Source organism: Ruminococcus sp. AF37-20, assembly GCF_003460465.1.
GTDB lineage: Bacteria > Bacillota > Clostridia > Oscillospirales > Ruminococcaceae > Hominimerdicola > Hominimerdicola aceti.
Genome location: NZ_QTVE01000007.1, coordinates 102,474 through 127,708 on the forward strand (window position 1 = coordinate 102,474; position 25,235 = coordinate 127,708).

At 44.2% G+C, this 25,235-nt stretch carries 27 protein-coding genes; 13 read left to right on the plus strand and 14 right to left on the minus strand.

Annotated features, from left to right (window positions below):
* Positions 1 to 96: 96 nt before the first annotated feature.
* The 14 genes from DW015_RS06495 to fabD form a co-directional block, all read right to left on the minus strand.
* Entirely contained in the window at positions 97 to 927 is an 831-nt protein-coding gene (locus DW015_RS06495) for an AraC family transcriptional regulator (protein ID WP_117905003.1), read from the minus strand.
* 208 nt (positions 928 to 1,135) lie between these two features.
* A complete protein-coding gene (locus DW015_RS06500) occupies positions 1,136 to 2,095 on the minus strand; it encodes an ABC transporter permease (protein WP_117905005.1) in 960 nt (319 codons plus the stop codon).
* Positions 2,088 to 3,194, minus strand: a complete 1,107-nt coding sequence (locus tag DW015_RS06505) for an ABC transporter permease (RefSeq protein ID WP_117905007.1) — start codon at positions 3,192 to 3,194, stop codon at positions 2,088 to 2,090. The genes DW015_RS06500 and DW015_RS06505 overlap by 8 nt, the downstream gene beginning before the upstream one ends.
* Positions 3,187 to 4,722, minus strand: coding sequence for an ABC transporter ATP-binding protein (locus tag DW015_RS06510; RefSeq protein WP_242993231.1), 1,536 nt, complete (start codon positions 4,720 to 4,722; stop codon positions 3,187 to 3,189). The genes DW015_RS06505 and DW015_RS06510 overlap by 8 nt, the downstream gene beginning before the upstream one ends.
* Before the next feature lie 153 nt (positions 4,723 to 4,875).
* On the minus strand, positions 4,876 to 6,027 hold the full coding sequence (locus tag DW015_RS06515) for a BMP family ABC transporter substrate-binding protein (protein ID WP_117905009.1): 1,152 nt from the start codon (positions 6,025 to 6,027) through the stop codon (positions 4,876 to 4,878).
* Positions 6,028 to 6,072: 45 nt separating this feature from the next.
* Positions 6,073 to 6,648, minus strand: a complete 576-nt coding sequence (locus tag DW015_RS06520) for a xanthine phosphoribosyltransferase (RefSeq protein ID WP_022288138.1) — start codon at positions 6,646 to 6,648, stop codon at positions 6,073 to 6,075.
* Between the two features lie 200 nt (positions 6,649 to 6,848).
* On the minus strand, positions 6,849 to 7,658 hold the full coding sequence (locus tag DW015_RS06525) for a hypothetical protein (protein ID WP_207659361.1): 810 nt from the start codon (positions 7,656 to 7,658) through the stop codon (positions 6,849 to 6,851).
* 96 nt (positions 7,659 to 7,754) lie between these two features.
* The gene (locus DW015_RS06530; RefSeq protein WP_117905013.1) at positions 7,755 to 10,295 is read right to left on the minus strand and encodes an EAL domain-containing protein; all 2,541 of its coding nucleotides are present in this window, start codon (positions 10,293 to 10,295) and stop codon (positions 7,755 to 7,757) included.
* A gap of 183 nt (positions 10,296 to 10,478) precedes the next feature.
* Entirely contained in the window at positions 10,479 to 10,607 is a 129-nt protein-coding gene (locus tag DW015_RS13850) for a hypothetical protein (RefSeq protein ID WP_272114246.1), read from the minus strand.
* A 29-nt stretch (positions 10,608 to 10,636) separates the two neighbouring features.
* Positions 10,637 to 11,152: a shikimate kinase gene (locus DW015_RS06535; protein ID WP_117905015.1), complete on the minus strand. Its 516-nt coding sequence runs from the start codon at positions 11,150 to 11,152 to the stop codon at positions 10,637 to 10,639.
* Positions 11,153 to 11,178: 26 nt separating this feature from the next.
* A complete protein-coding gene (locus DW015_RS06540) occupies positions 11,179 to 12,027 on the minus strand; it encodes a shikimate dehydrogenase (protein ID WP_117905017.1) in 849 nt (282 codons plus the stop codon).
* Positions 12,028 to 12,195: 168 nt separating this feature from the next.
* The gene (locus tag DW015_RS06545; protein WP_046439855.1) at positions 12,196 to 12,675 is read right to left on the minus strand and encodes a dCMP deaminase family protein; all 480 of its coding nucleotides are present in this window, start codon (positions 12,673 to 12,675) and stop codon (positions 12,196 to 12,198) included.
* A gap of 18 nt (positions 12,676 to 12,693) precedes the next feature.
* The gene (locus DW015_RS06550; RefSeq protein ID WP_117905019.1) at positions 12,694 to 13,221 is read right to left on the minus strand and encodes a hypothetical protein; all 528 of its coding nucleotides are present in this window, start codon (positions 13,219 to 13,221) and stop codon (positions 12,694 to 12,696) included.
* Between the two features lie 18 nt (positions 13,222 to 13,239).
* On the minus strand, positions 13,240 to 14,163 hold the full coding sequence (gene fabD, locus DW015_RS06555; protein WP_022288131.1) for an ACP S-malonyltransferase: 924 nt from the start codon (positions 14,161 to 14,163) through the stop codon (positions 13,240 to 13,242).
* Positions 14,164 to 14,576: 413 nt separating this feature from the next.
* Between fabD and DW015_RS06560 the strand changes: the two genes are divergently transcribed.
* From DW015_RS06560 to DW015_RS06620, 13 genes are all read left to right on the plus strand, one after another.
* Positions 14,577 to 15,584: a beta-ketoacyl-ACP synthase III gene (locus DW015_RS06560; protein ID WP_278306045.1), complete on the plus strand. Its 1,008-nt coding sequence runs from the start codon at positions 14,577 to 14,579 to the stop codon at positions 15,582 to 15,584.
* Positions 15,585 to 15,674: 90 nt separating this feature from the next.
* A complete protein-coding gene (gene fabK, locus DW015_RS06565) occupies positions 15,675 to 16,613 on the plus strand; it encodes an enoyl-[acyl-carrier-protein] reductase FabK (RefSeq protein ID WP_117877015.1) in 939 nt (312 codons plus the stop codon).
* 9 nt (positions 16,614 to 16,622) lie between these two features.
* Positions 16,623 to 17,237 (plus strand): hypothetical protein, encoded by a 615-nt coding sequence (locus tag DW015_RS06570; protein WP_147338141.1) that lies wholly within the window; start codon positions 16,623 to 16,625, stop codon positions 17,235 to 17,237.
* Between the two features lie 15 nt (positions 17,238 to 17,252).
* Complete coding sequence (gene fabG / locus DW015_RS06575) at positions 17,253 to 17,987, plus strand: 3-oxoacyl-[acyl-carrier-protein] reductase (protein ID WP_117905023.1); 735 nt, start codon at positions 17,253 to 17,255, stop codon at positions 17,985 to 17,987.
* Positions 17,988 to 18,078: 91 nt separating this feature from the next.
* Positions 18,079 to 19,311, plus strand: a complete 1,233-nt coding sequence (gene fabF, locus DW015_RS06580) for a beta-ketoacyl-ACP synthase II (protein WP_117905024.1) — start codon at positions 18,079 to 18,081, stop codon at positions 19,309 to 19,311.
* A 15-nt stretch (positions 19,312 to 19,326) separates the two neighbouring features.
* A complete protein-coding gene (gene accB / locus DW015_RS06585; RefSeq protein ID WP_117905026.1) occupies positions 19,327 to 19,803 on the plus strand; it encodes an acetyl-CoA carboxylase biotin carboxyl carrier protein in 477 nt (158 codons plus the stop codon).
* Between the two features lie 20 nt (positions 19,804 to 19,823).
* Entirely contained in the window at positions 19,824 to 20,255 is a 432-nt protein-coding gene (fabZ, locus tag DW015_RS06590; RefSeq protein WP_022288125.1) for a 3-hydroxyacyl-ACP dehydratase FabZ, read from the plus strand.
* Between the two features lie 56 nt (positions 20,256 to 20,311).
* Positions 20,312 to 20,878, plus strand: coding sequence for a hypothetical protein (locus tag DW015_RS06595; RefSeq protein WP_117905028.1), 567 nt, complete (start codon positions 20,312 to 20,314; stop codon positions 20,876 to 20,878).
* 26 nt (positions 20,879 to 20,904) lie between these two features.
* Positions 20,905 to 22,275 (plus strand): acetyl-CoA carboxylase biotin carboxylase subunit, encoded by a 1,371-nt coding sequence (locus tag DW015_RS06600; protein ID WP_022288124.1) that lies wholly within the window; start codon positions 20,905 to 20,907, stop codon positions 22,273 to 22,275.
* Positions 22,275 to 23,153: an acetyl-CoA carboxylase, carboxyltransferase subunit beta gene (gene accD / locus DW015_RS06605; RefSeq protein ID WP_046439842.1), complete on the plus strand. Its 879-nt coding sequence runs from the start codon at positions 22,275 to 22,277 to the stop codon at positions 23,151 to 23,153. The genes DW015_RS06600 and accD overlap by 1 nt, the downstream gene beginning before the upstream one ends.
* Positions 23,146 to 23,961, plus strand: a complete 816-nt coding sequence (locus DW015_RS06610) for an acetyl-CoA carboxylase carboxyltransferase subunit alpha (RefSeq protein WP_022288122.1) — start codon at positions 23,146 to 23,148, stop codon at positions 23,959 to 23,961. The genes accD and DW015_RS06610 overlap by 8 nt, the downstream gene beginning before the upstream one ends.
* A gap of 110 nt (positions 23,962 to 24,071) precedes the next feature.
* A complete protein-coding gene (locus tag DW015_RS06615) occupies positions 24,072 to 24,305 on the plus strand; it encodes an acyl carrier protein (protein WP_022288121.1) in 234 nt (77 codons plus the stop codon).
* Positions 24,306 to 24,480: 175 nt separating this feature from the next.
* Entirely contained in the window at positions 24,481 to 24,885 is a 405-nt protein-coding gene (locus tag DW015_RS06620) for an NUDIX domain-containing protein (protein ID WP_022288120.1), read from the plus strand.
* Positions 24,886 to 25,235: the final 350 nt, after the last annotated feature.

The following is a 25,235-nucleotide window of genomic DNA, read 5'->3' on the forward strand; positions in this document are numbered from 1 at the left end:
TAGGTGCAACCAGTGTCCGCTCACTTGTTTTATCAACTTTTAGTTAATATAAAATAAAGGCGATACCGCACAAAAGTGCGTGTGGTATCGCTTCTTTTATTTACTGTTTATATTCCTTTTCCTAAACGCCTCACGATATTGCATAGGCGTCATGCCCTCAAGCTTGCGAAAAGTCCTCATAAAGTATTTTTCGTCAGAAAAACCGCTTGAATAGGCGGTTTCCTTTATACTTATGCCCTCCGTTTCAAGAAGCCTTTTGGCGATGTCTATTCTAGTGCGGCTTAGATATTTTATAAGCGTACAGCCTGTTTCCCTCTTGAAGATAAGGGAAAGATATTCAGCGTTGTAGTGAAAATGCCGTGCTATCATCTCTGCCGTGAGCTTTTTCTGACAGTTCGATCTTATCCATTGGCAGATGTTGTATATCTTTGGGGATATCTCATGTTCATTCCCGGCGGCAAGATATTGCTGTGTTATCTCCATAAGAAGCATTGAAAGTGTGCAAACAGGGAGCATTTCAGTGTAAAGCCTTTCCTGTCGCTGATAGTCAAGAAGCTGTCTGAAAATGATGCTCACACGTCCAGGGTCTGCGGCGGTGAAATGCTCAGGGATAACGTATGCAAAGCCGCTCTCAGGACAGCTTTCCCCACGGGTTTTCGGAGCAGAGAAGTGTACCCACATATATGAAAGCCTGCCTGCGCATGGCTTTGTGCCCCAATGTTCTGTGCCGGAGGGCAGGAGGACATATTCTCCCGAACGCACGGCAAAATCGGTGTCGTTCATTGTGATAAAAAGCGTCCCCTCTGTCACAAAAATAAGCACATCACAGTTAAGCGTTCTCCTGATGTGCAGAAAACCACCGCTATTCTCAAGACAGCCGCAGGTGAAAAACCTAGGCTGTGGGCATTTTTCGTATATATTGAGCATTTTCTCACCCTCTTTTATTTGATTATATCACATCCTCTGCATTTTGTCACTAGGGTAAAATAAAAGCCCTGCAAAACGCAGAGCTTTTAAATATGTTGCTTTAGGTATTATCTGTAATATATTGTAGGGGCTGGCGCCCTCGACAGCCCGCTTTCTCAGGGCTTGAGAATTATTTTACACTTTGAAAACAATGCCAAGCTTCAATATCCTATCTCTCCTCACGGAAATAATTTATACCGCAGGATTGTGGCTGTGAACGCTCTCTTGATTTTTTCACTGAAGTGATGATAAGAACAAGAGCCGTTACAAGATATGGGAGCATATCAAAGAATGACTCAGGAACAGTGAAGCCGAGGTTTTTCGGGAAGTAGTATTTCAGTACCATGAATGCACCGAAAATATACGCTCCGTAAATAGCCCTTGCAGGATTCCATACAGCGAAGATAACAAGCGCTACAGCTATCCAGCCAAGACCGTTCACGCTGTTTGCCATCCAAACACCGCCGTTTATTACCATTGAGCAGAACGCTCCGCCTATTCCGCATATTCCTCCGCCGATAAGAACGTTTATGTATTTGTATTTCACAACGCTTATTCCCACAGCGTCAGCAACAGCAGGATTCTCACCGATAGTTCTAAGGTTAAGACCAACTTTAGTCTTTTTCAGATAGATAAACATTATCACAGCGATAACAATGCTCAGATATGTGAAAATGTTCTGTGAGAAAAGCACCTCTCCAAGAACAGGTATCTTGCTAAGAAGCGGTATTTTTATGTCTTTCAGGCTGTTCATAACTCCCTCAGGAAGCTTGAGATTTCCTGTAGGTGAAGCGGATATCATCTGCTCGCCTATGAAGTTTGAAAGTCCCGTGCCGAATATAGTCAGTGTAAGACCTGTTACGTTTTGGTTCGCCATCATTGTTATGGTAAGAAAAGCATAGATAAGGGAAACAAGCGCACCCATAAGAAATGCCGCAAGTATGGAAAGCCAAAGGCTTCCTGTCTTGTATGCTACCATAAAGCCTGCGCAAGCGCCCATTGCCATTGTTCCCTCAACGCCAAGGTTAAGGTGTCCCGCCTTTTCGTTCTGTATCTCTCCTACTGTGCCGAAAAGCAGAGGAGTACCCATATATACCGCATGGGCAAGGAATGAAATAAGTCTAGTCATTTTTCCTGCCTCCTCTTGTTACAAATCTGTATCTGATGAAGAACTCACAGCCAAGCACGAAGAACAGGATTATTCCCTGCAAAACGTCCGAGCAGTAAGGTGAAAGCACAAATTCAGACGATACTACCGTGCTGCCCTTCTCCAAAACTGCAAATAGGAACGACACTACAAGTATGCCGAATGGATTGAGGTTTGCAAGCCATGCAACTATGATAGCCGTGAAGCCTACTCCGCCTGCAACAGATGTTGAAAGTGTGTGTTCTGTTCCGCAAGCCTGCACCATTCCTGCGATACCGCAGATAGCGCCGCTCAAAAACATAGTTCTTATCATTATCTTGCTAGGGCTCATGCCTGCATATCTTGCAGTTGCATGGCTGTCTGATACTACAGTTATCTCGTAGCCCTGCTTTGTGTATTTAAGGTAGATAAATACCAATACCACAAGCACCAGACCTATCACCCAGCCTATCTGCACACCGCCTAGCGAGTCAAGCCATGCGTTAAGGTCAAATCTTGCTATCTTAGGATATCCCTTTGACTCAGGATCCTGCCATGCGCCCTTTGTGAGCCAATCTATAACGTAAAGTGCGATATAGTTGAGCATAAGGGTGAGCAAAGTTTCGTTTGTGTCGAATTTTGCCTTGAAAAATGCAGGGATAATGCCATACAGTCCTCCGCCTATCATCGCCGCAACGAACATCACAATGAAAAGCAGATAGTGAGGCATATCATAATGATAAAGAGCGAAGTATGAAGCGAAAACTCCGCCCATTATTATCTGACCCTCTGCACCGATATTCCAAAACTTCATCTTAAACGCAAGCGTAATGCCAAGAGAAGATATAAGAAGCGGTATCATTATCTTTATGGTCTCTTTGAACGGCATAAAAGGGCTTGCGGCATTCTTGCCGATAAAAGCACCCTTTACCATTTTCGCATAGTATGAAAACGGATCTTTGCCAAGAATAAGAATGAATATTCCGCCTGCACAAATAGCCAGAAGCACCGACAGAAGCCTTATGATAAGCTTTTGCTTGTTTGAGCGTTCAGCACGCTTGGCTATTCTTATAAGAGGCTCTTTTTTTATAATATCAGCCAATGCCCAGCACCTCCTCCATTGTCGAGCCTGTCATCATCATGCCTACCTGTTCCTTTGTGACCTTTTTGGCGTCACAAATACCTGTTATCTTGCCGTGACAAAGCACCATTATCCTGTCGCAAAGCTCCAGAAGAACGTCAAGGTCCTCGCCTATGAAAAGCACAGCCGTGTTCTTTTTCTTCTGCTCGTTAAGAAGCGAATATATAAGATATGATGAGTTGATGTCAAGTCCACGAACAGGATATGCGGTTATGAGCAGGTCAGGCTCACTGTGTATCTCTCGTCCAAGCAGGACCTTCTGAACGTTTCCGCCCGAAAGCATTCTTACAGGAAGCTCCGTTGACGGAGTTTTTATTTCAAGCTTTTCTATAAGCTCCTTTGAAAGCGCCTTAGCAGGCTTTCTGTCCACAAAGCAAAGCTTGCCCTGCTTGTATGTTTTAAGAAGCATATTGTCCGTCATACCCACCGAAGCGATAAGACCCATTCCAAGTCTGTCCTCAGGGATAAAGCTCATGCTTATGCCGAGATTTATTATCTCCTTAGGTGTCTTGCCTATGATGTTCTCCTTGTTGTAAAGCACTGCGCCCTTTTCTATCTTCTGAAGCCCTGCGATAGTCTCGCAAAGCTCTTTCTGACCGCTTCCTGCAATGCCTGCCACACCGAGTATCTCGCCCCTGTTTATAACAAAGCTTACGTCATCGAGAGCAATGCTTCCCTCAGAGTTCTTTACCGTCAGATCGACTACGTTAAGTATCGGCTTTACGTTCACAGGTTCAGGTCTTTCTATTGAAAGCTCCACCGCCTTGCCCACCATAAGCTCAGTGAGCTGCTTTTCACTGCTCTCTGCTGTGTTTACAGTTTCAACGCTCTTGCCCTTTCGCAGTATGGTCACTCTGTCAGATATATCCATTACCTCGCCCAGCTTGTGGGTGATGATAATGATAGCACAGCCCTGAGCTTTCATTTTTTTCAGGATATTGAAAAGCTTTTCAGTTTCCTGCGGAGTAAGGACCGCCGTAGGTTCGTCAAGAATAAGTATTTTAGCACCCCTGTAAAGCACCTTCAGTATCTCAACTGTCTGCTTTTCACTGACGGACATATTGTATACCTTTTTGTCAGGGTCAACTTCAAGACCAAGCTGTTCAGATATCTTTTTTATCTCATCTCTTACAGCGCCCTTGCTCTTAAGCTTGCCCTTTGTGCCTGCCACAATGTTGTCTGCGGCGGAGAACACCTCCACAAGCTTGAAGTGCTGATGTATCATGCCTATGCCAAGTTCGATAGAATCCATAGGTGAATTTATCGCCTCAGGCTTGCCGGCAATGTAGATATTGCCCTTGTCAGGGTGATAGATACCCGAAAGCATATTCATCAACGTGGTCTTTCCTGATCCGTTTTCGCCCAGCAGTGCAAGTATCTCACCGTATTTTACTTCAAGATCAATGCCGTCGTTTGCAACCACGCTGCCGAAAACTTTTGTTATACCGCTGCATTTTACAGCGATCTCAGCAGATATTTCTTCACTCATACTTTCAGCTCCTTTTTATGAACTTCCTTAGATTTGCTAATGTCATCAGAAACCGACAGCAGGATTACCTGCTGCCGTATGCTCATATCATTAACAAAACAGGCGGCAACCTGCACCGCCCGTATAAATGTTTTGTTAAGCTGTTAAGCCTTATTATTTGACCTCAACGTTCTTGAAGTACCAGTTGATTCCGCCTGTGATAGTAGCGTCGTCAAGAGTTTTGCCCTCTTCGCCAACTGTTTTGCCGTCGTTTGTTTCGATAACGCCGTCAAATACGTTGAATGAGCCGTCCTCAAGCTTAGCCTTAGCCTCGTCAACAGCCTTCTGCATATCCTCTGTGCAGAGATCCATGTTCAGAGGAGCGATGTCTACAAGACCGTCAGCCATGCCGCCGTAGTAGTTCTCGCACTTCCAGTTGCCATCTACGATCTGCTTTACCTGATATGTGTAGTATGCAGACCAGTTCCAAAGAGTTGAAGTAAGTGTAGCCTTAGGAGCGTCCTTAGACATATCTGTGTTGTAGCCTACGCCCCACTTGCCTGCGCTTTCAGCCTCGAGCTGTGGGTTAGGTGTGTCACAGTGCTGAGCGATAACGTCGCAGCCCTCAGAAAGAAGAGCCTTTGCAGCGTTTGTTTCCTCTGTTGGTGAATACCAGCTGTTTGTTACCTTTACATAAACCTTAGCGTCAGGATTTACAGAATAAACGCCCATTGCGAAAGCGTCGATACCGCCTGTGCACTCAGAGTTCTCGCTGCCCATAGCGGAAACGTAACCGATAAGATTTGACTCTGTCTTCATACCTGCAACGATACCGGTGAGATATCTTGCCTGATAAATTCTTCCGAAGTAGTTGTTAAGGTTCTTGCCGTTGTTCTTGTAGCCTGTGCCGTGGCAGAAATAAACGTCAGGATATTCCTCAGCGAGGGATTCCATTTTGTCCATATAGCCCCAGCTTGTGCCGAAGATTATGTTGCAGCCTTCCTCGATGCACTCACGGATAGCTGTTTCTGTAGCAGCAGGGTCGCTGTCTGATACGTTGTTTTTTCTAACGATCTGATCGTCTTTAAGTCCAAGCTCCTTCTGCATACCAACGATACCCTGATCGTGAGCATATGTGTAGCCTGAACCGTCGGCAGGGTTGCCGATGTGTATAACACCGATCTTTACAGTGTCATAGCTGAGAGTTGCCGTCTGATTGTCAGCCGACTTCTGTGATGCTTCGTCCTTAGCTGATGTACAAGCTGTAAGAGCTGTTACAGCAAGAGCCGCAGAAAGAACGAGCGCAAGAATACGTCTTACCTTCATGTTTGATCTTCCTCCATAAAATATTTATTGGTAACGCTTTGTGCGTTAGTCCCTGAAAGTGATAGTGCCGTTGTCCATAGAGTCAACGATAGCAAGAGATTCGAGCTTTACGCCCATGTCACGGATAGTCTTTCCGCCAACCTGGAATCCCTTTTCGATAACGATACCGGCACCGGCAAGCTCAGCCCCGGACTGCTTTACGATATCTATAAGCCCCATAAGAGCGCAGCCGTTAGCAAGAAAATCGTCTATAATAAGCACCTTGTCACCCTTGCCGAGATATTTTTCAGATACCATTACGTCATATGTAACGCCCTTTGTGTAGGACTTTACCTGAGTAACGAACATTTCGCCGTCAAGATTTTTGCTGAGAGTTTTCTTTGCAAAAATAACAGGGCAGTTGTTAAAATGCTGTGCCGCAATGCAGGCAATGCCGATACCGGATGACTCGATAGTGAGTATCTTGTTCACGCCTGTTCCTGCAAATCTCTTTGCAAACTCCTCACCGATATCGTTGAAAAGTTTGACGTCCATTTGGTGGTTAAGGAATTTATCGACTTTGAGAACGTTTCCTTCCTTTACTACTCCGTCCTTAAGAATACGCTGTTTTAAAATTTCCATGATCTTTTCCTCACGATACAAAAAATAGTTAAATATATTATTTTACATCAAAAAACAACTATATAAGAAAATTATACTACACTTTCGACTATTATTCAATTGCTATGGCACGTTAAAAGTTTAACATTCTATTAATTTTCGACGTCTTTTCTGTATTGTACAATAAAAAATCCGCCTGAGATCTCAGACGGATAAAAGCATTATTTTTCTTTTACTTTTCTTGATGCTATCTTAGCCGTGTTCGGCATACAGAGCATAGCGGCGGAGCTTTCGTAAATTGTGACATATATAGGAGAGTTCGTCAAATTGCAGAAAATAAGGTTTTTCGTGTCACAGTCATAAAACTCCATAAGCTCGCTGTCAATATAATATCTCCCTAGCGTATCCCATAATTCCAGCTTTTCCTCGCTTTCCGCAAGCCCCACAGAATCAATGACCAGCCCGGCGGTCACATATGCAAAAACAGGCACTACCATATCTTCCTTTTTGTAGAACATCTTGTTTCCATGTGGGTCAGTGCCGTAATAGCATATAACAAGAGTATCTTCAGGTAACTCATTTGCAACGTCAGCCTGTTCATTATCGCAAAGCCTCCGGCAGATCGTGAAAAATTTATCAAGCTGTGCCGTGAGCTTTTCTCTCTGCATTTTAGCTGTTTCAGCAAGCTCACTGCTTCCTGTTTTTTGTGCGGCATTTTCAGCTATATCGCAGTCAAAATAATCGCTTGGCGTTTTAAGCTCATAAACGTTGTTTGTTGTTTTGGCAAAAAGCTTTCCGTCCTCGGAGTATACCGAGGTCACAGGAGAACTGCGTATGAATTTTCCGTCAGGGAACTTTTGACTGCCATATACAAGACCTTGAACGCAGTAAAACACTGTGTCGTCCGTGATAGGGTCAGGGAAACAGCTTTGAGCCGTGTTTGGATATGAAAAAAGCGAATTTTTCAAATTCCTTATTGCCACACGCCACTTGTCAAGATACATTTTTTCTCCCTCGCTTTCAGCATTCATACCTATATAATATCAGATAGTGTATATTTTGTCAATAAAGCTGACAGCTTAATAATAGAAAAAAAGCCCCCGCTTATCGCAGAGGACTTTTTCAGATCATTTCGTCCGGCTGAAATATTTTTCGTTTGCACTGCCTGAAATATTGATCTTTAAAAGATTGTTCGTTCTCAGGCGTACCAGCTCATCTATATACGGCTTCATAACAAAGTCTGAAACTCTGTTCTTCAATTTTGTCATGCCTTTAAGTACGCTATGAGCCTGAGTTATAGCAATAACGGGAAGTCTTCTTTCATCAATGTCAAGAGGAAATTCGTCGTCCTTGGAAATAAGCTGTATGTCAAAATAAATAAGGTCGATATCCTCGTTAAGAAGAAGCTTTTTCCCTTCCTGAATGGTTTCTGCAGTGAAAACGGTATTTTCCTGAGAAAGTATCCCTTCGAGCTGACAGCGTGCGTCGCTGTTGTTGCTTACAATAAGGATCTTGTGCTTTCGGTCTATTTCGTTTTGGATATAGTTCTTATAGTCGTTTATGCGTTTATCCGTCAACACCATGTCGGTCACGTCCGTGAAATACGCTATAAGCACAGAGCTTACACCTGTTTCGCTGATAAATCGTAAATGCGTCTTGAACCAGTGCTTCTTGCCGTTTATCTCGTGCATACTGAGAACACATTCTGCTCTGTCCTTGCTCTCTATTGCCTTGTTCACAGTGCTTGTGAATTTCTCTTTGCATTCGCTGTCAATGCAGTTCTTAACATTGAGTTTGCCGTACACACTGCTGTCATAGCCGTATTTTTGTGAAAATGCCTTGTTTGAACATACCATTACCACTGTGCCGTCCGGAAAACATTCATATATCGTAGCAGGCTGGTCGATGCTGTCGATATATGCCAGCAATCCTCCGCCTTTGCCCCACAGCAGGTCGTTTACCGACGTCCCGTTCTCAGGCACAGGCTGTTCCTCCTGATCTGAAATAAGCTTTTCATAGTCTGCCGCAGGCAAAGGCTTTGAATAATAGAAACCCTGAATGTAGTCACAGCCTACGCTTTTCAGAAATTCTACCTGCTCCGCTTTGTCAACGCCTTCCGCTATAACAGGGATATTGAGCCATTTGGCCATTCTGATAACAGAAGAAATTATAGTTTCTGCACGGCCGTCATACTTTGCCTTGAACATGAACATCATGTCCATTTTTAGCATATCCACCTGAACATCTTTGAGTACGTTCAGGGAAGAATAGCCACTGCCAAAATCGTCCATGAGGATAGTAAAGCCATTATTTCTGAGCTGGCTAGTGATATCATCTATCATTACATTGTCGTCAGTATAAACGCTTTCCGTTATCTCGATGTTGAAATACTTAGGGTCAACGTCATACTTTTTCGTAAGTTCGATTATTATTTTTGAAAGATTAGGGTTATAAAGATTGACCCTTGAAACGTTTACAGAAACAGGGAAGAGCGGAACTCCGCTGTCTTTCCATTCCTTGAGCTGTTTGCATACGCATTCCCATATGTAGAAATCAAGCTTTGAGATAAAGCCGTTTTTCTCAAATATCGGGATAAACACACCAGGTGAGATAAATCCCTTGGTAGGGTGTATCCACCTTGCAAGAGCCTCCGCACCCACAGGCTTGTTTGTCTTTACATCGTATTTAGGCTGATAGTAAGGTACGAACTCATTATTTTCAAGAGCGTCGCTCATTTCATTTATTATATTCTGCTCATTTTCAATAGAAAGCCGCATTTTGTCATCATAAAAAGCATAGCTTTTCATATAATGCCCTTTTACAGTTTTAGCGGCAAGAGCGGCACGGTCGCACATGAAGGATATTGGCAGGCTTCTGTCAGTCACCACATAAACGCCGTAAACGATCATGATGTTATAGCTTGCGGACAGTTTTTTCATGTTTTCAACAGCCTGCTCTATCTGCTTTACTGTTTCTTCCTTGCCCTGATAAGGGGTGAAGATACCGAAAACGTCAGCGTCTATCCTACCGAAGGTACAGCATTCCGTTGTTTTTGCAAAATCTCTTATACGTTTTGCAACATGCTTTAGCAGTCTGTCTCCATACGCAGTGCCGAAAAATGAATTTATAAGCTTGAAACGGTCGATATCTAGTCTTAGAAAAGCGAACTGCTTGTCAGGATTAGCCTTAAGAAGTGCCTTTGACGCACTGAAAAATTTATTCTTTGAATATATCTCCGTAAGAGGGTCGTAGTTCATAACGTTATTAAGCTCTTTGAGAAGCGATACCTGACTTCTTGCGATAACGTTTTTGAGCCTTAGCTTTATAATATCAGCGTCATAAGGCTTTGGAACAAAGTCCCACGCACCGCTTTCAAGCACCTTTTTTTCAGTGTCTCTGTCTGATTTTTCTGTTAGAATAATAACAGGTATCTGAGATAAGGTTTTATCATGCTTTATTTTATTCATGAACTCATATCCGTCCATTTCGGGCATTATGATATCCAGTATTATAGCGTCAACTTTTTTATCCTGTTTTTTTAGCATTGTAAGAGCCTGTATGCCATTTTCTGCTTGGATCACAGTATAGTCAGAATGTAGTATGTCGCAAAGTATAGATCGGTTCGTTGTGCTGTCGTCAACGACAAGCACGGTTTTCTGTATGTCCATGTGCAGCTCCCTCTGTTATATTGCAGCTCAATATAACGTTTTCATATCATAAGTATACAACATGTCGGTAGGATTTTCAACATTTTTTATCAGTGCTTGCAGGCTTTTCGTATTATTCGTTATAAATAGCTATTTTTGATTATCCAAGATACAAATAATTTGGTACTGTTTGCACAAGCCGTACTATTTATTATGACAAAGCTTTTCCGTTTTTGACATCATCACAAGCAGAAGTATGAAGAAAAATGCAAGATAAACGGGCATAAGCTTAAGGCTCGCATGGTTTGCGATAAGCCCGAAAACAGGGGGCATGAAGGTCGAGCCTGCAGGGAAGAGCTGAATCAGCCCTGCCCGAAATCAAATCTCTTGTAAAGCTTTTGTATCTTAGAAGCGATGACGATAGGCGGATAACCACCGCTTATGACATAGTGTGAGTGGGCAAGATATAAAGGTCTTCGATAGTCAAACCGCTCTGAAAGCTGTTCTCTGGTGGAGTTGTAAGCGATAGGCCTGTTAGGGTCGTTTTTTATGCGTCCGTAGCAGGTGTTGAAATATGTGTCGATAAAGACCACCATGCCCGATCTTTTAGCCACCTTGCCGTTCTCCTCCGAAAGCAATGCTCCGCCGCCTGTTGCAACAACGCCGCCAATGTCAGCAAATGCTGCAAGAGCCTCGGTTTCAAGCTTCCTGAAATGCTCCTCACCGTATTTGTCGAATATTTCAGGTATGCTCATTCCTGCCGTATCCTCGATATACTTGTCAAGGTCAACGCACTGACAGCCCATTTTTTTCGCCAAGATCTTTCCCACAGTAGATTTTCCGCAGCCCATAAAGCCGCACAAAAAAATTGGTCTCATATTTACTATCCTTATTATAATGTATTTTACTTAAAATCCTTCTCCACAGCGATCTCCATTTCGTCTATGATAGACTGAACTTCCTCGTCTGTGTATTCGTCGCCGTCCCATATCTCGTGAGCGGAAACCGCCTGCCAAACTAGCATTGCCATGCCTCCGACAGCGTTCTTGCCCATAGCCTTGGCTTTCTGCATGAGCAAAGTCTCACGAGGATTGTATATAACGTCAAATACCGCACCGCTCGCATTTATAACTTCATCAGGAACAGGGCAGGCGTTTGTCTTAGGATACATTCCCACAGGACAAGCGTTCATAAGCAGCTCGTAGTGAACGTCGGTCGGTATCTCAGTGTTTAGAACAATAGCTATCCTAGCGTCAGACTTCATAGCCTTTATCTCTTTCTCTACCTGCTTAGCCAAAGGCATATCGCTTTCCAGTACCGCAATGTAAAGGTCAGCCCCGGCAAGAGCCGCCTCAATTGCCATCATTCTGCCTACTCCGCCGCAGCCTATAAGCAGTATCTTTCCTGTGAAGTCGATATTCATTGCACGAACAGTTCTGAGAAAGCCGTCGCAGTCAGTGTTGTAACCAACGTGCCTGCCGTTTTTGTTGTCAACGCAGTTCACAGAGTGATAACGCTTTGCCGACTTGTCAAGCTCATCAGTGTAGTCGATAATGCCTATCTTGTGAGGGATAGTGATGTTGTAGCCGTTAAGAGAATTAAGATACTCCGCCTTGTCCTTAAGCTCCTCAGGCTTTACTTCAAGTATCTCATACTCAAACTCACGTCCTTTCAGCTCAAAAAGCCTGGCGTGTATAGGCGGCGACATAGTGTGTTTAAGCGTTTCTCCAAGTATAGCGTATTTTCTTGACATTTTACATTCCTTCTTTATAAAAATTTCCGCATATTAATAATAATGTATATCCGTAGGGGCAACTTGCAATTTATTGCACAAACCTTAATAACTGCACAATGTACAGTAGGGGCGAACAGTGTTCGCCCGCATTGTCGCCTGAAACTGTTTCAGCAGGATAATTGCCTTTTACAGCCTAATAGTTATCTCCCTGTTAGTAGGCACATACCTGCGTATCTTTACCCCCGTCAGCTCAAACATTTTCTTAGAAGCCTTAACTCCGTCAGTGTCGGCGTATTTGTCCTCCCAGTAAACGACTTCCTTTATGCCGCTTTGAATGATAGCCTTTGCACATTCGTTGCATGGAAAAAGTGAAACATATATCTTGGCATTCTGCAAGCTTCCTGCCGCATGGTTGAGAATGGCGTTAAGCTCGGCATGACACACAAATGGATATTTCGTGTCAAGAAACTCTCCGTTCCTGTCCCACGGCATCTCATCATCAGAACACCCGGTAGGCATACCGTTGTAGCCTACTGACAATATCTTGTTGTCCTGAGAAACTATGCACGCCCCTACCTGCGTGTGAGAATCCTTGCTCCTCTGTGCAGATAGCAGTGAAATGCCCATAAAATATTCGTCCCATGATATGTAGTCATTGCGTTTCATTTTATACACCGCCTTTTATCAGGTATCTTCATCATCAATGTCTGATATGCTCAGCATTGTCACCTTGCCGTCATCATCAAAAAAGAAAGTCGCCAAAAAGCCCCTTTTCTTGTATTTCCATGCGTCTGCGTCGGGACTGTCAGGCTCGCCGAAAACTTTTTTGACTTCCGTCTTGTCATCACCGCATTTTACCCCTGCAATGCTCATTCCCTTTTTATCGGAACTGCTTTGCGCCGCACTTATCTGACGTATCTTCGACTTCCTGTCAATATCGTCAACACTGTCTGCTTCTACCTTAACAGTGCCTATTATACTGCCGTCCTGCATAAGCGCCACCGAGAATATCCCCTTGCCGTTTGAGTTTCCCGAAAAAGGATAATCCAGCGTGTATTCATATTCCTCGCCAATATCGTCCAGAGTGCATGGTATCTGTATATTTTTGCCGTTTATTTTTATCTCCCACGCACATTTTCCACAGGCACTCAGACAAACAAGCATTGCCACCGCCAATGCCAACAGCAAAGCCCTTTTCATAGCCTTTTTCATTTTTCTCCCCTCTATATTTTAGCTCAGAGAAGCAAGAGCCTTTTCCATTGTGGCATTGTTCTCAATGTTCACAGCGTTCTTGCCCTTGAGAGTTTTCTTTACAAGACCGGTAAGCACCTTGTTAGGACCAAGCTCGATAAAGTTCTCATAGCCTGCCTTTTCCATTTCTGCAAGCTCAGAAGTGAACTTAACTGGTGAAACGATGTGCTTTGCAAGCATATCAGGCATAGCAGAAAAATCCTCAAGCTTTGTTCCAAGAACGTTTGAGTAGAAATCAACGTTTGCAGTCTTGAATTCAACTGTCTTTGCAGTTTCGATAAATTCATCAGCCGCACTCTGCATGAGCTTTGAGTGGAAAGCAGACGCAACATTGAGCTTTATAGCCTTTTTCTTCATCTCCGCAAACTTTGCCGCAGCCGCCTCGCAAGCCGCAGTATCGCCAGCGATAACTGTCTGAACGGCTGAGTTGTAGTTTACAGGAACAACATAGCCCTCTGTTTCCTCGCATATCTTCTCGACCTCTTCAGCAGGCAGACCGATTATAGCATACATTGAGCCACTGTTAGCCTCTGCGGCTTTCTGCATAGCTGCCGCTCTCGCCTTGATGAGCTTGAAGCCGTCCTCCATAGTTACAACACCTGCGGCTACCATAGCAGCATATTCGCCCAGTGAGTGACCTGCCACGCCGTCAAATGTGATGCCCTCAGCCTTTGCGGCTTCAAAAGCGGCAAGCGAGCAAGCCATTATAGCAGGCTGTGAGTTCACTGTCTTGTTAAGCTCAGTGTCAGGACCGTCAAATGTTACCGCTCTCAGGTCATATCCCAGCACCTTTTCCGCTGTGTCGAAAACCGCATTTGCAGCATCATACTTTTCGCAAAGCTCCTTAGCCATTCCTACATACTGTGAGCCCTGACCTGAAAACAAAAAAATATTTTTTGACATAAAATTTTACTCCTTTGTGGTTAAATTTATACATAGCCGCTTGATAATATCAAAGCCGCCTTATCTCATATCTGTAAATTTCTGAAAGCTATCTACGCTAAATTATTGTTTTATGATTTAATTTTTGCAAGATATTTTCAAAAATGGACACATAATATTAACTAACGCCCTAAAACTTGTGAAAAATTCTCTAAATGTTTAAATTCATCAAGAGTTGTTCATAATTTGTTATTGACGTATCTAAAAAAACAGTTTATAATTATAATGTTATGATATGTGTTATATAGTTAAAAAATTAACTAATTATATTTTGATATAATATATTTTGATTTGCTCCATAGGAACAAGAACATTATAGCACAAATTGCGGAAATATACAATATATAATATAGAATTTTCAGGAGGAAAAATCAGTGGGAAGTAAAGTAACAGGCGTAAAGATCAAGGGCATAGGCAAATATGTGCCTGAAATGGTCGCAACAAACGAGGATTTCACAAAGATCGTTGAAACAAGCGACGAGTGGATAACTCAGAGAACAGGCATCAAGCAAAGACACATCACAAATGGCGAGCCTACATACTATCTTGGAGCAATGGCGGCAAAGGCTGCAATGGCTGACGCAGGAGTAAAGGCAGAGGATATCGACCTTATTATTGCCACAACAGTAACAGGGGATTATTTCACTCCGTCACTTTCCTGCCTTATCCAGAGAGAGATAGGCGCGATAGGCTGTATCGCATTTGACCTTAACGCTGCTTGTGCAGGCTTTGTTTACGGCTTTGATACCGCAAAGAGATATCTCCAGACAGGCGACGGAATAAAGACCGTTCTTTTGGTTGCTTCTGAGGAGCTTTCAAAATTCGTTGATTATACCGACCGTTCTTCCTGCGTGCTTTTCGGTGACGGCGCAGCCGCTTTCGTCCTTGAAACAGCAGAGGATACTACATACTCAAGCTTCCTTGGCGCAGACGGAAACGGTGCAAAGTATCTTGCTTCCCGTGCTTTGAAGTCTGAGAACGCTTTCAGAACCAATAGCGAGGAATTTGATATGGATATGCCTGAAACAAAGGATTATTTCTTCAAGCAGGACGGCAAAGAGGTCTATAAGTTTGCCACAAAGGCACTTCCAAATGCAGTTGAGCAGGCTTGTAAAAAGATCGAAATTTCCCCTGATGACCTTGATTGGATAGTGCCGCATCAGGCAAATATAAGAATAATCGAAACTGCCGCAAAGCACCTTGGCGTTTCAATGGACAAGTTCCCGGTATATATCGACCGCTACGGCAATACATCTTCCGCATCTATCCCTATCGCATTTTGCGACGCAGTTGCAGAAGGCAGGATAAAAAGAGGCGACAAGGTTTGTCTTGTAGGCTTCGGCGGCGGACTTACTTATGGTGCGGCTGTTTTCGAGTATTGATGATAAATATACAGTTTATATTCGGTACATAATAAATTGTTATTATGTATTATGGCACAAAATTTGCTTTTGACAATAAGGAGAACTACTATGACTACTACAAAGACAAGAATAACTGAACTCTTGGGTATAAAATACCCTATCTTTCAGGGCGGTATGGCTTGGATAGCTGAGCATACTCTCGCTTCCGCAGTTTCAAACGCAGGCGGACTTGGCATAATCGCAGGCGGCTCTGCACCTATCGACTACCTGAGAGATCAGATAAGACAGACAAAGGCGGCTGTAAACGGCAAGCCTTTCGGCGTTAATATCATGCTCATGAGCCCTAATGCCGACGACCTCGCTCAGCTCGTTATAGACGAGGGCGTACCTGTCGTAACAACAGGCGCAGGCAACCCCGGAAAGTATATGGCTGCATGGAAAGAAGCAGGCATAAAGGTGATACCAGTCGTTCCGTCAGTTGCTCTTGCAAAGAGAATGGAAAGAGCAGGCGCTGACGCTGTTATTGCAGAGGGAACAGAGTCAGGCGGACATATCGGTGAGAACACAACCATGTGTCTTGTTCCACAGGTAGTTGACGCAGTTGAGATACCTGTTATCGCCGCAGGCGGAATAGCAGACGGCAGAGGAATAGCCGCTTCATTCATGCTTGGCGCAGAGGGCGTACAGCTCGGCACACGTTTCCTTGCCGCAGAGGAGTGTCAGATAAACCCTGTTTATAAGGAGCTTGTTGTAAAGGCTAAGGATACAGACAGTATCGTAACAGGCAGATATACAGGTCACCCATGCAGAAACGTTAAGACAAAGTTCTCAAAGAAGCTTGCAAGCGGCGAAGCAAACGGCACGATCACACCTGAGGAGTTTGAGGAGATAACCCTCGGTTCACTGAGAAAAGCCGTTCAGGACGGCAACCTTGAGGAGGGTTCTTTCCTCTGCGGAGCTATCGCAGGCATGGTAAAGAAGGTCGAGCCTGCAAAGGATATGATAGAGGAAATGTTTGCACAGGCTGAAGAGCTGCTGAACAAATAAACTAATAATATGATAAAGTTATTTCAATATCCGCCGACTTCGAGAAGTGAGATCGGTAAAGGTGTGCTTGTCAGAATGATACCTGCACTTTTAGTGCTGATACTTTCAACGATACCATTATTTATTTTTATTGGAAAAGATTCAGCAGCAAACCGTGATGCGGTCAGAAAGGTCACTTCACAGGAAACAGAAGTGGCAGCAGCTGCTGTGTTTATAGTATTTTTACTGTGCGTTGTATACATCAGTATAGCTGCCGCAAAAGCATCGGCGAAACATATGAGGCATTTTACCTGCTATGCGTATTACAAGGGGACGCTTTATAGTATAGGTGCAGCTGTACCGCATTCGCATTCTAATACTTCAAATCACGGCATGAGAAGCATTATGAAAGCACAGGACGACGCAATGGGATTTTTAAGCGACCATTATACGTTGAAAAAGCTTCTTGACGGTGAGATCGAAAACAGCAGGATATTAGTATATGAGGTAAAGGAGCTGACCTTGCTTAAGGAAAATAAAAACGGAATGAAGGTACTTTTACCGAACGGAAGAAAACAGACCATTTACAAAGATATGATAGATTATGATACTCTCAGAGATATCATTTACATCATGCAGAAATAACAGGAGGAAAATAAAATGGCAACAGCATTGATAACAGGTTCTGCAAGAGGAATAGGTGCAGCGATAGCACTCAGACTTGCAAAGGACGGCTATAATATTGCTCTCAACGACATCTCAGAGGCAATGTTTGAAGATAACGATATAATGGATAAGATAAAGGCAGAGGGCGTAGAGTGTGAAAAGTTCATCTGCGACGTTTCAAGCTATGCACAGGTAGAGGAAACAGTCAAGGCAGTAAAGACTCGTTTCGGCACTATCGACGTGCTAGTAAACAACGCAGGAATCACTCGTGACGGCCTTATGGCTCGTATGAGCGAGGAGCAGTACGATATGGTAGTTGCTGTAAACCAGAAGAGCGTGTTCAATATGTCAAAATTTGTGGGCAGCGTTATGATGCGACAGAAGTCAGGCAAAATAATAAATCTTGCTTCCGTTGCAGGACTTTACGGCAACCCCGGACAGATAAACTATTCCGCAACAAAGGCGGCTATCGTCGGCATGACAAAGACAGTTGCAAAGGAGCTTGGTTCAAGAGGTATCACCTGCAACGCTGTAGCCCCCGGATTTATCAAGACCCCTATGACAGACAAGCTCACAGACGCTCAGAAGCAGGCTATGATAAATCAGATAGCAATGAAGCGTTACGGCGAAGTTGACGAGATAGCAGGCGTTGTATCCTTCCTTGCTTCCAAGGACGCAAGCTATGTCACAGGACAGGTAATAGAAATAAGCGGCGGACTTATGATGTAGTCACTCACCGTGACGGGCATTTTACGCCGTGTGGATTTATTTTACGGAATGTAGATTTGATATGTTTTAAATGATACTAAGGAGTGTTTAAATGAGAAGAGTTGTTATCACAGGTATGGGTACAGTAAACCCTCTTGGCAAGAACGTAGAGGAATTTTGGGCTAATATCAAGGCTAACAAGAACGGCCTGTCTTATGTTGACCAGTTTGATACCGAAAATTTTCCTGTAAAGATAGTCGGTGCTGTCAAGGATTTTGACTGCACTGAGTATATAGATAAAAAAGAAGCAAAGAGAATGGATAGATTTACTCAGTTCGCTGTTTGCTCTGCAAAGCAGGCTCTTAAAATGGCAGGCTCTGATTTCAAGGACGTTGATCCATTTAAGGCCGGCGTTATAATCGGTGTTGGTATCGGCGGTCTTAACATGACCGAAAAGGAAGTAACAAAGTTCAACGAAAAGCCTGATAAGGTATCGGTTTTCTTTATTCCTATGATGATAGGCAATATGGCGGCTGGTACTGTTGCAATGCATACAGGCTTTAAGGGCGATAATTTCTGTACCACCACAGCTTGCGCTTCGGGTACTCACGCTATCGGCGAAGCTTTCAGAAAAATAAAGGACGGCTATCTTGACGTTTGCCTTTGCGGTGGCTCAGAGGCTTGTATCTCTCATTTCGCACTCAGCGGCTTCAACAATATGAAGGCTCTCTCAAAGGCAACAGAGCTTGACAAGGCTTCAACTCCATTCGACCTGAACAGACAGGGCTTTGTCCTTGGCGAGGGTGCAGGCATACTTTGCCTTGAGGAGTATGAACACGCTAAAGCAAGAGGTGCAAATATCATAGCTGAGATAGCAGGCTATGGCGCAACAGGCGACGCTTATCACATGACAAGCCCATCACCAACAGGTGAGGCTGCCGCTCATGCAATGAAGTATGCCTATGAAGAAGCAGGTCTGAAGCCTGAGCAGGTGAACTACATCAACGCTCACGGCACATCAACAGGTCTTAACGATAAGTATGAAACAACAGCTATCAAGCTTGCTCTTGGCGAAGAAGCCGCAAGAAAGACGGTCATAAACTCCACAAAGTCTATGACAGGTCACCTTCTTGGTGCGGCAGGCGGTATGGAAGCTATCGTTACTGCACTTTCTGTACACAACGACTTTGTTCATAAGACAATAAACTACACCACTCCTGACCCTGAGTGCGACCTTGACTACTGCGTTGAGGGCAACAGAGAAATGCCTGTCTATGCAGCACTTTCAAACTCTCTGGGCTTTGGCGGACATAACGCTACTATCTGTATCAAGAAGTGCGACTAATAAGGAGAAACTGATATGAGCGAAAAAATTTATGGTCAGTTTGACCTTGAAACAATAGAGAAGCTTGCCGATATCGTGAAGAATAAAGACCTCGGTGAGATAACAATAGCTGACGGCGACAAGGTGATAACAGTAAAGGGCAAGAAATGCCCTCCTCCTGCACCAATGGGAATGCCTATGCCAATGGCTGTAGGCACAGCTTCACCTGCTGCCCAGACAGCACCGGAAGCGTCGGCAGCATCAGCACCGGTAACAGGCGGCAAGGCAGTTAAAGCCCCTATCGTGGGAACATTCTATGCCGCTCCGTCACCTGATTCAAAGCCGTTCGTAAGCGTTGGCGACAAGATAAAGAAGGGCGACACTATCTTCATTATCGAGTCCATGAAGGTAATGAGCGAAGTACAGAGCGAATTTGACGGCGTGGTAAGAGAGATATGCGTAAACAGCGGCGACGCTGTTGAGTTCGATCAGACCATAATGATACTTGACTAAACTGATTTGGAGGAAAGACAATGGCAGTTGTTTTGAATAAAGAGCAGATCATGGAAATAATCCCTCACCGTGACCCTTTTCTGCTTATCGACGAGGTAAACGAGCTTGAAGTGGGCAAGCGTGTAAAGGCTACAAAGTATATAAAGGCTGAGGACTTTTGGTTCAAGGGACATTTCCCGAATTATCCTGTTACCCCAGGCGTGCTTATGGTAGAGATGTGTGCGCAGGCAGGTGCAGTTGCACTGCTTTCACTTCCTGAGAACAAGGGCAAGATAGGTCTGTTCGGCGGCATAAACAACTGTAAGTTCCGTCAGCAGGTAGTGCCTGGTGATAAGCTGGATATCGAGGTGGAGATAATCAAAGTCAAGGGTCCTATCGGCGTTGGAAAGGCACTTGCTTCTGTAAACGGCAAGAAGGCTGTTTCCGCTGAGATAACTTTTGCGATAAAGTAATAAAGCAATTTAGTAATTTAATAAGTTCGGATATGCGGTAAGCAGGGGGAGTGCTTGTGGCAAAGTTTGAGCGTTCAAAAACACCGCTGTATATATCAGCAGCACTTGTTTTCATCGGTATCATTGGTCATACCATCGGAGCTGTGAATTATGTGTCAGAGTTGGCAAGATCATATGAGGATAGGTCATTTTCAAATTTGGCGGAAAAATTCATCGCCGAGTGGTTTGGCAGCTGGGTATGGTCTGTTTTTGATGATCTTTTGTGGATACTTCCCACCGCTGCTGTTCTTTACCAGTTGGTGTGGCTGCTGACCTATCTGATAAAAAGAGTGATAAACAAAAGATATGCTGAGTCTTTGCAGAGCTATAAACAAAGAAAAATAAGCTTTGTGCTGTTTCTGATCTCATTTGCTCCCATAGTGCTGATATTTCTTTACAGCTTGTACAGTATGTTTGCTGGATATAAAGAAGGACCTTTTATGGGCGAATGTTCAATGTATTACGGGACGGAAGCTTTTTTTAGGGCTATGTTCTGGACTTGCCTTATGCTTACTATTCTGCCTGTTCTGCCGTTTATGCTCATATGGCAGATAGTTTATCTAGTCCGCAAGTTCCGAAAATAATTAAATAATTATTAGTGAGGCATAATATGTTCAAAAAAGTATTGATAGCGAACAGAGGCGAGATCGCTGTCCGCATTATAAGAGCCTGCCGAGAGCTTGGCATACATACTGTTGCGGTATATTCAACTGCCGACAGAAACGCTCTCCACGCTCAGATAGCAGACGAGGCAGTCTGCATAGGCCCTGCACCAAGCAAGGACAGTTATCTTAATGTCAGGGCGATAATCTCCGCCTGCGAGATAACAGGTGCAGACGCTATCCACCCGGGCTTTGGCTTTCTGTCTGAAAATCCGTCCTTTGCGAGAATGTGCGAAAAGTGCGGCATAACTTTCATAGGACCAAGAGCCGAGTCTATTGAAATGCTTGGCGATAAAGCGCAGGCAAAGGAAACAATGAAAGAAGCAGGCGTGCCTGTTATAATGGGTTCAGACGGTGCTATCTCAAATATCCATGCGGCGCATACCCTTGCAAGAGATCTTGGCTACCCTGTTATGGTAAAGGCTTCAGCAGGCGGCGGAGGACGTGGCATAAGGATCGTTCACTCCGACGATGAGCTTGAATCACAGATGACCGCCGCAAAGCAGGAAGCTCTTGCCTGCTTCGGCAATGACGAGATCTATATCGAGAAATTCATAGAAGACCCTAAGCATATCGAGATACAGATACTTGCAGATAATTACGGCGACGTTATCTATCTGGGCGAGCGTGACTGCTCCATGCAGAGAAGAAATCAGAAGGTCCTCGAGGAAGCCCCTTCCCCTGCAAGCTTTATGAATGAGGAGCTTCGTGCGAAAATGGGCAAAGCCGCTTGTACAGCCGCTAAGGTCTGCGGCTATAGGAATGCAGGCACTATTGAGTTCCTTGTGGATAAAAACGGCGAGTTCTATTTCATGGAAATGAACACCCGTATACAGGTGGAACACCCTATCACAGAAGCTGTTACAGGCGTTGACCTTGTAAAGCAACAGCTTCTTATCGCATCAGGACAGAGATTGTCTATAAAGCAGGAGGATATAAAGCTGACAGGTCATGCAATAGAGTGCCGTATAAATGCGGAAAATCCGCTTCTTGATTTCAGACCGTCACCTGGCAGGATAAAGTCGCTCTTTATCCCCGGAGGACCTGGAATAAGAGTAGATACTGCAGTTTATCAGGGCTATGAGATACCGCCTTATTACGATTCCATGATAGGCAAGCTCATCGTTCACGGTAAGAATAGAGAAGAAGCTATTGCAAAAATGACATGGGCGCTGTCTGAGTTTATCGTGGACGGCGTTGCAACCAATGTTGATTTCCAGCTCAAGCTTATAAGACGCCCGGAGTTTTTAGAGGGCAATTACGATAACGGTTTTCTTAACCGTACCGACATTTTGGCAGATGAGAGGAGTAAGGAATAATGCTTGAAGATCTGTTTTCTGTCGTTAAAGTAAGATTTAACGGCGATAAGGCGGACGATGACAAGAAAAAGACCGATATCCCAAAGGGTCTGCTTTTCAAGTGTCCAAGATGCAGAAACGTCACTTTTATGGAGGAGTTTCAGGCAAACGGCAAGGTTTGTCCTCACTGTAACTATCATTCAAGACTTACCGCAAAAGAACGTCTTGATATAACCATAGATAAGGGTAGCTTTGAGGAATTTGATAAGGATATGGTATCAAAAAATCCTATAGATTTTCCTGACTATGAAGCAAAACAGCAGGCTTTGAGAGAAAAGACCGGTCTTAAAGACGCCGTTATCACAGGAAAGGCTGCCATAAGAGGCGAGAAGATAGTTATAATCGTTATGGATTCCAACTATATGATGGCTTCCATGGGCAGCGTTGTGGGAGAAAAAATAACACGAGCTATCGAATACGCCACCGCAAATAAGCTCCCTGTTATCGCATTCACAGCTTCAGGCGGAGCAAGAATGCAGGAGGGTATAGTTTCCCTTATGCAAATGGCGAAAACAAGCGGTGCTGTGGCCAGACATAACCAAGCAGGTCTGCTTTATATCGCAGTTATGACCGACCCTACCACGGGCGGAGTAACAGCTTCCTTTGCGTCACTGGGCGATATCATAATCGCTGAGCCAAAGGTGCTTATCGGATTTGCAGGCAGACGTGTTATAGAGGGTACTATAAAGCAGAAGCTTCCTGACGATTTCCAGTCTGCCGAGTTCATGCTTGAAAACGGCTTTGTGGATATGATAGTTGAGCGAAAGAAAATGAGAAGAGTTCTCGCTCATATACTCAGACTTCATAAGCCAGCAAAGGAGGTGTCCTCAAATGAGTGAGCTGACAGCTTGTCAAAGACTTGATATAATCAGACACAAGGGCAGACCGACTGCCAAGGACTATATCCCTCTTATATTCGACGATTTCTTTGAAATGCACGGAGACAGACTTTTTGGCGACGACGGTGCTGTTATGGGTGGTATAGCCTATTTTAAGGGCATACCTGTTACAGTTATCGCAGAGGTAAAGGGCAGAGATCTTGCAGAAAATCAGAAGTGCAATTTCGGTATGCCCCACCCGGAGGGCTACAGAAAGGCTCTCAGGCTTGCAAGGCAGGCTGAGAAGTTCCATAGACCTGTTATATGCCTTGTTGATACAGCAGGCGCATTCTGCGGCGTAGAAGCCGAGAAGCGTGGTCAGGGTGAAGCGATAGCCAAAAACATCATGGAGTTCATGACCCTCAAGACACCTGTTATCTCCATAATTCTTGGAGAGGGCGGCTCGGGAGGAGCGCTGGCTCTTGCAGTTTGCGATGAGCTTGCCATGCTTGAAAACGCTATCTATTCGGTAATATCACCGAGAGGCTTTGCAAGTATCCTGTGGAAGGATTCCACAAGAGAGCGTGAAGCCTGCGATATAATGAAGATAACCGCCGAGGATCTTACAAGACTTGGCGTGTGCGACCATATAATTTCCGAAGCCGACGGCGGCGCACATAACGACCCACAGCTCACTGCGGAGAATATCTCTGACTATATCGAGGGAGCTTTGAAAAGAAAATTGCAAAAAGGTCTTGACGAATTGCTTGAGGGGCGGTATAATAAGTTTAGGACTGTGGGCGAGTTTGAGGAAAGTTCGCAGGAATGAGTTTTTTTGATGATCATGCCGAATGATTTGCCGACTTATGAGCGGCGGCGGCTGACATAAATGCTGCGCTGAGCGGCAGACCCAGTAAAGTACAGAATGGAGGTAAAGTAATGGTATTTGATAAGATCAAGGACATTATCGTAGAGCAGCTCGACGTTGAAGAGGACGCAGTAACTATGGAGGCTTCTATCACAGATGATCTCGGCGCTGACTCACTGGACGTAGTTGACCTTGTAATGAGCATCGAGGAGAGCTTTGATGTAGAGATCCCTGATGAAGAGGTCGAGAACATCAAGACTGTTGGCGATATCGTTAAGTATATCGAGAACAAGGTCGAGGAATAATCTTTGACTGTTTCAAAAAGCTGTGCTTTTGCACGGCTTTTTTTATTTTACCTGATTTGTGGAATATGCACAAAATGGGAGTATATTTATTAAAGGGTATAGACAAATGAGGGCTGTTGTGATATAATTAAATCAATGAGTAAATATTGGGGCTAAGCTCCGGAAAGGAAAAATGATGCTGCATGAAAAATCCTGCGGTGCTATCGTTTACAGAAAGTATCACGGAAACACCGAGATACTGCTGATAAAGCATATCAACAGCGGTCACTGGTCATTCCCAAAGGGTCACGTTGAGGGCAATGAAACAGAGGAAGAAACTGCCAAGCGTGAGATCATGGAGGAAACGGGGATAGACGTAAATCTTGATACCACGTTTCGGGAGATAGTGTCTTATTCACCAAGGAAGGACACGCAGAAGATCGTGGTCTACTTTATCGGCAAAGCAAAGAACACCGACTATACTCCTCAGGAAGAGGAGATCGCAGACATACGCTGGGTCGAGATCGGCAGGGCAGGACAGGTCCTGTCTTACGAAAACGACCGCAGTATTGTAAACAAGGCGAAGAAATTTATAATCTGAAAAAAGTTCCATAAAATGCGTTCAGGTATTGAACGGTGTTTTATGGAACTTTTTGTTTGCATCGTCATGGTGCGTGATAAAATCAAAGCTGAGTGCATTTTAGTCACCTTTTTATATTCGATTTTCAAGTTGCGTTCGGGGTGTGTCACCGAGTATAATGCCCTAGGTTTTGCATACACAAAATATCAAATGCACGCCCACGTTCTGACACAAGTACTCTACAGCCTGCTCCAGAAACTCCCTTCGGTTTCACTAAGTCACAGGGCTTGTACGTGCCCGCAAGTGTCAAAACGCTTTCTACTTATACACGAAAAAGGGGTGTTTTGTTGCATAAAAAATGCAACAATTGC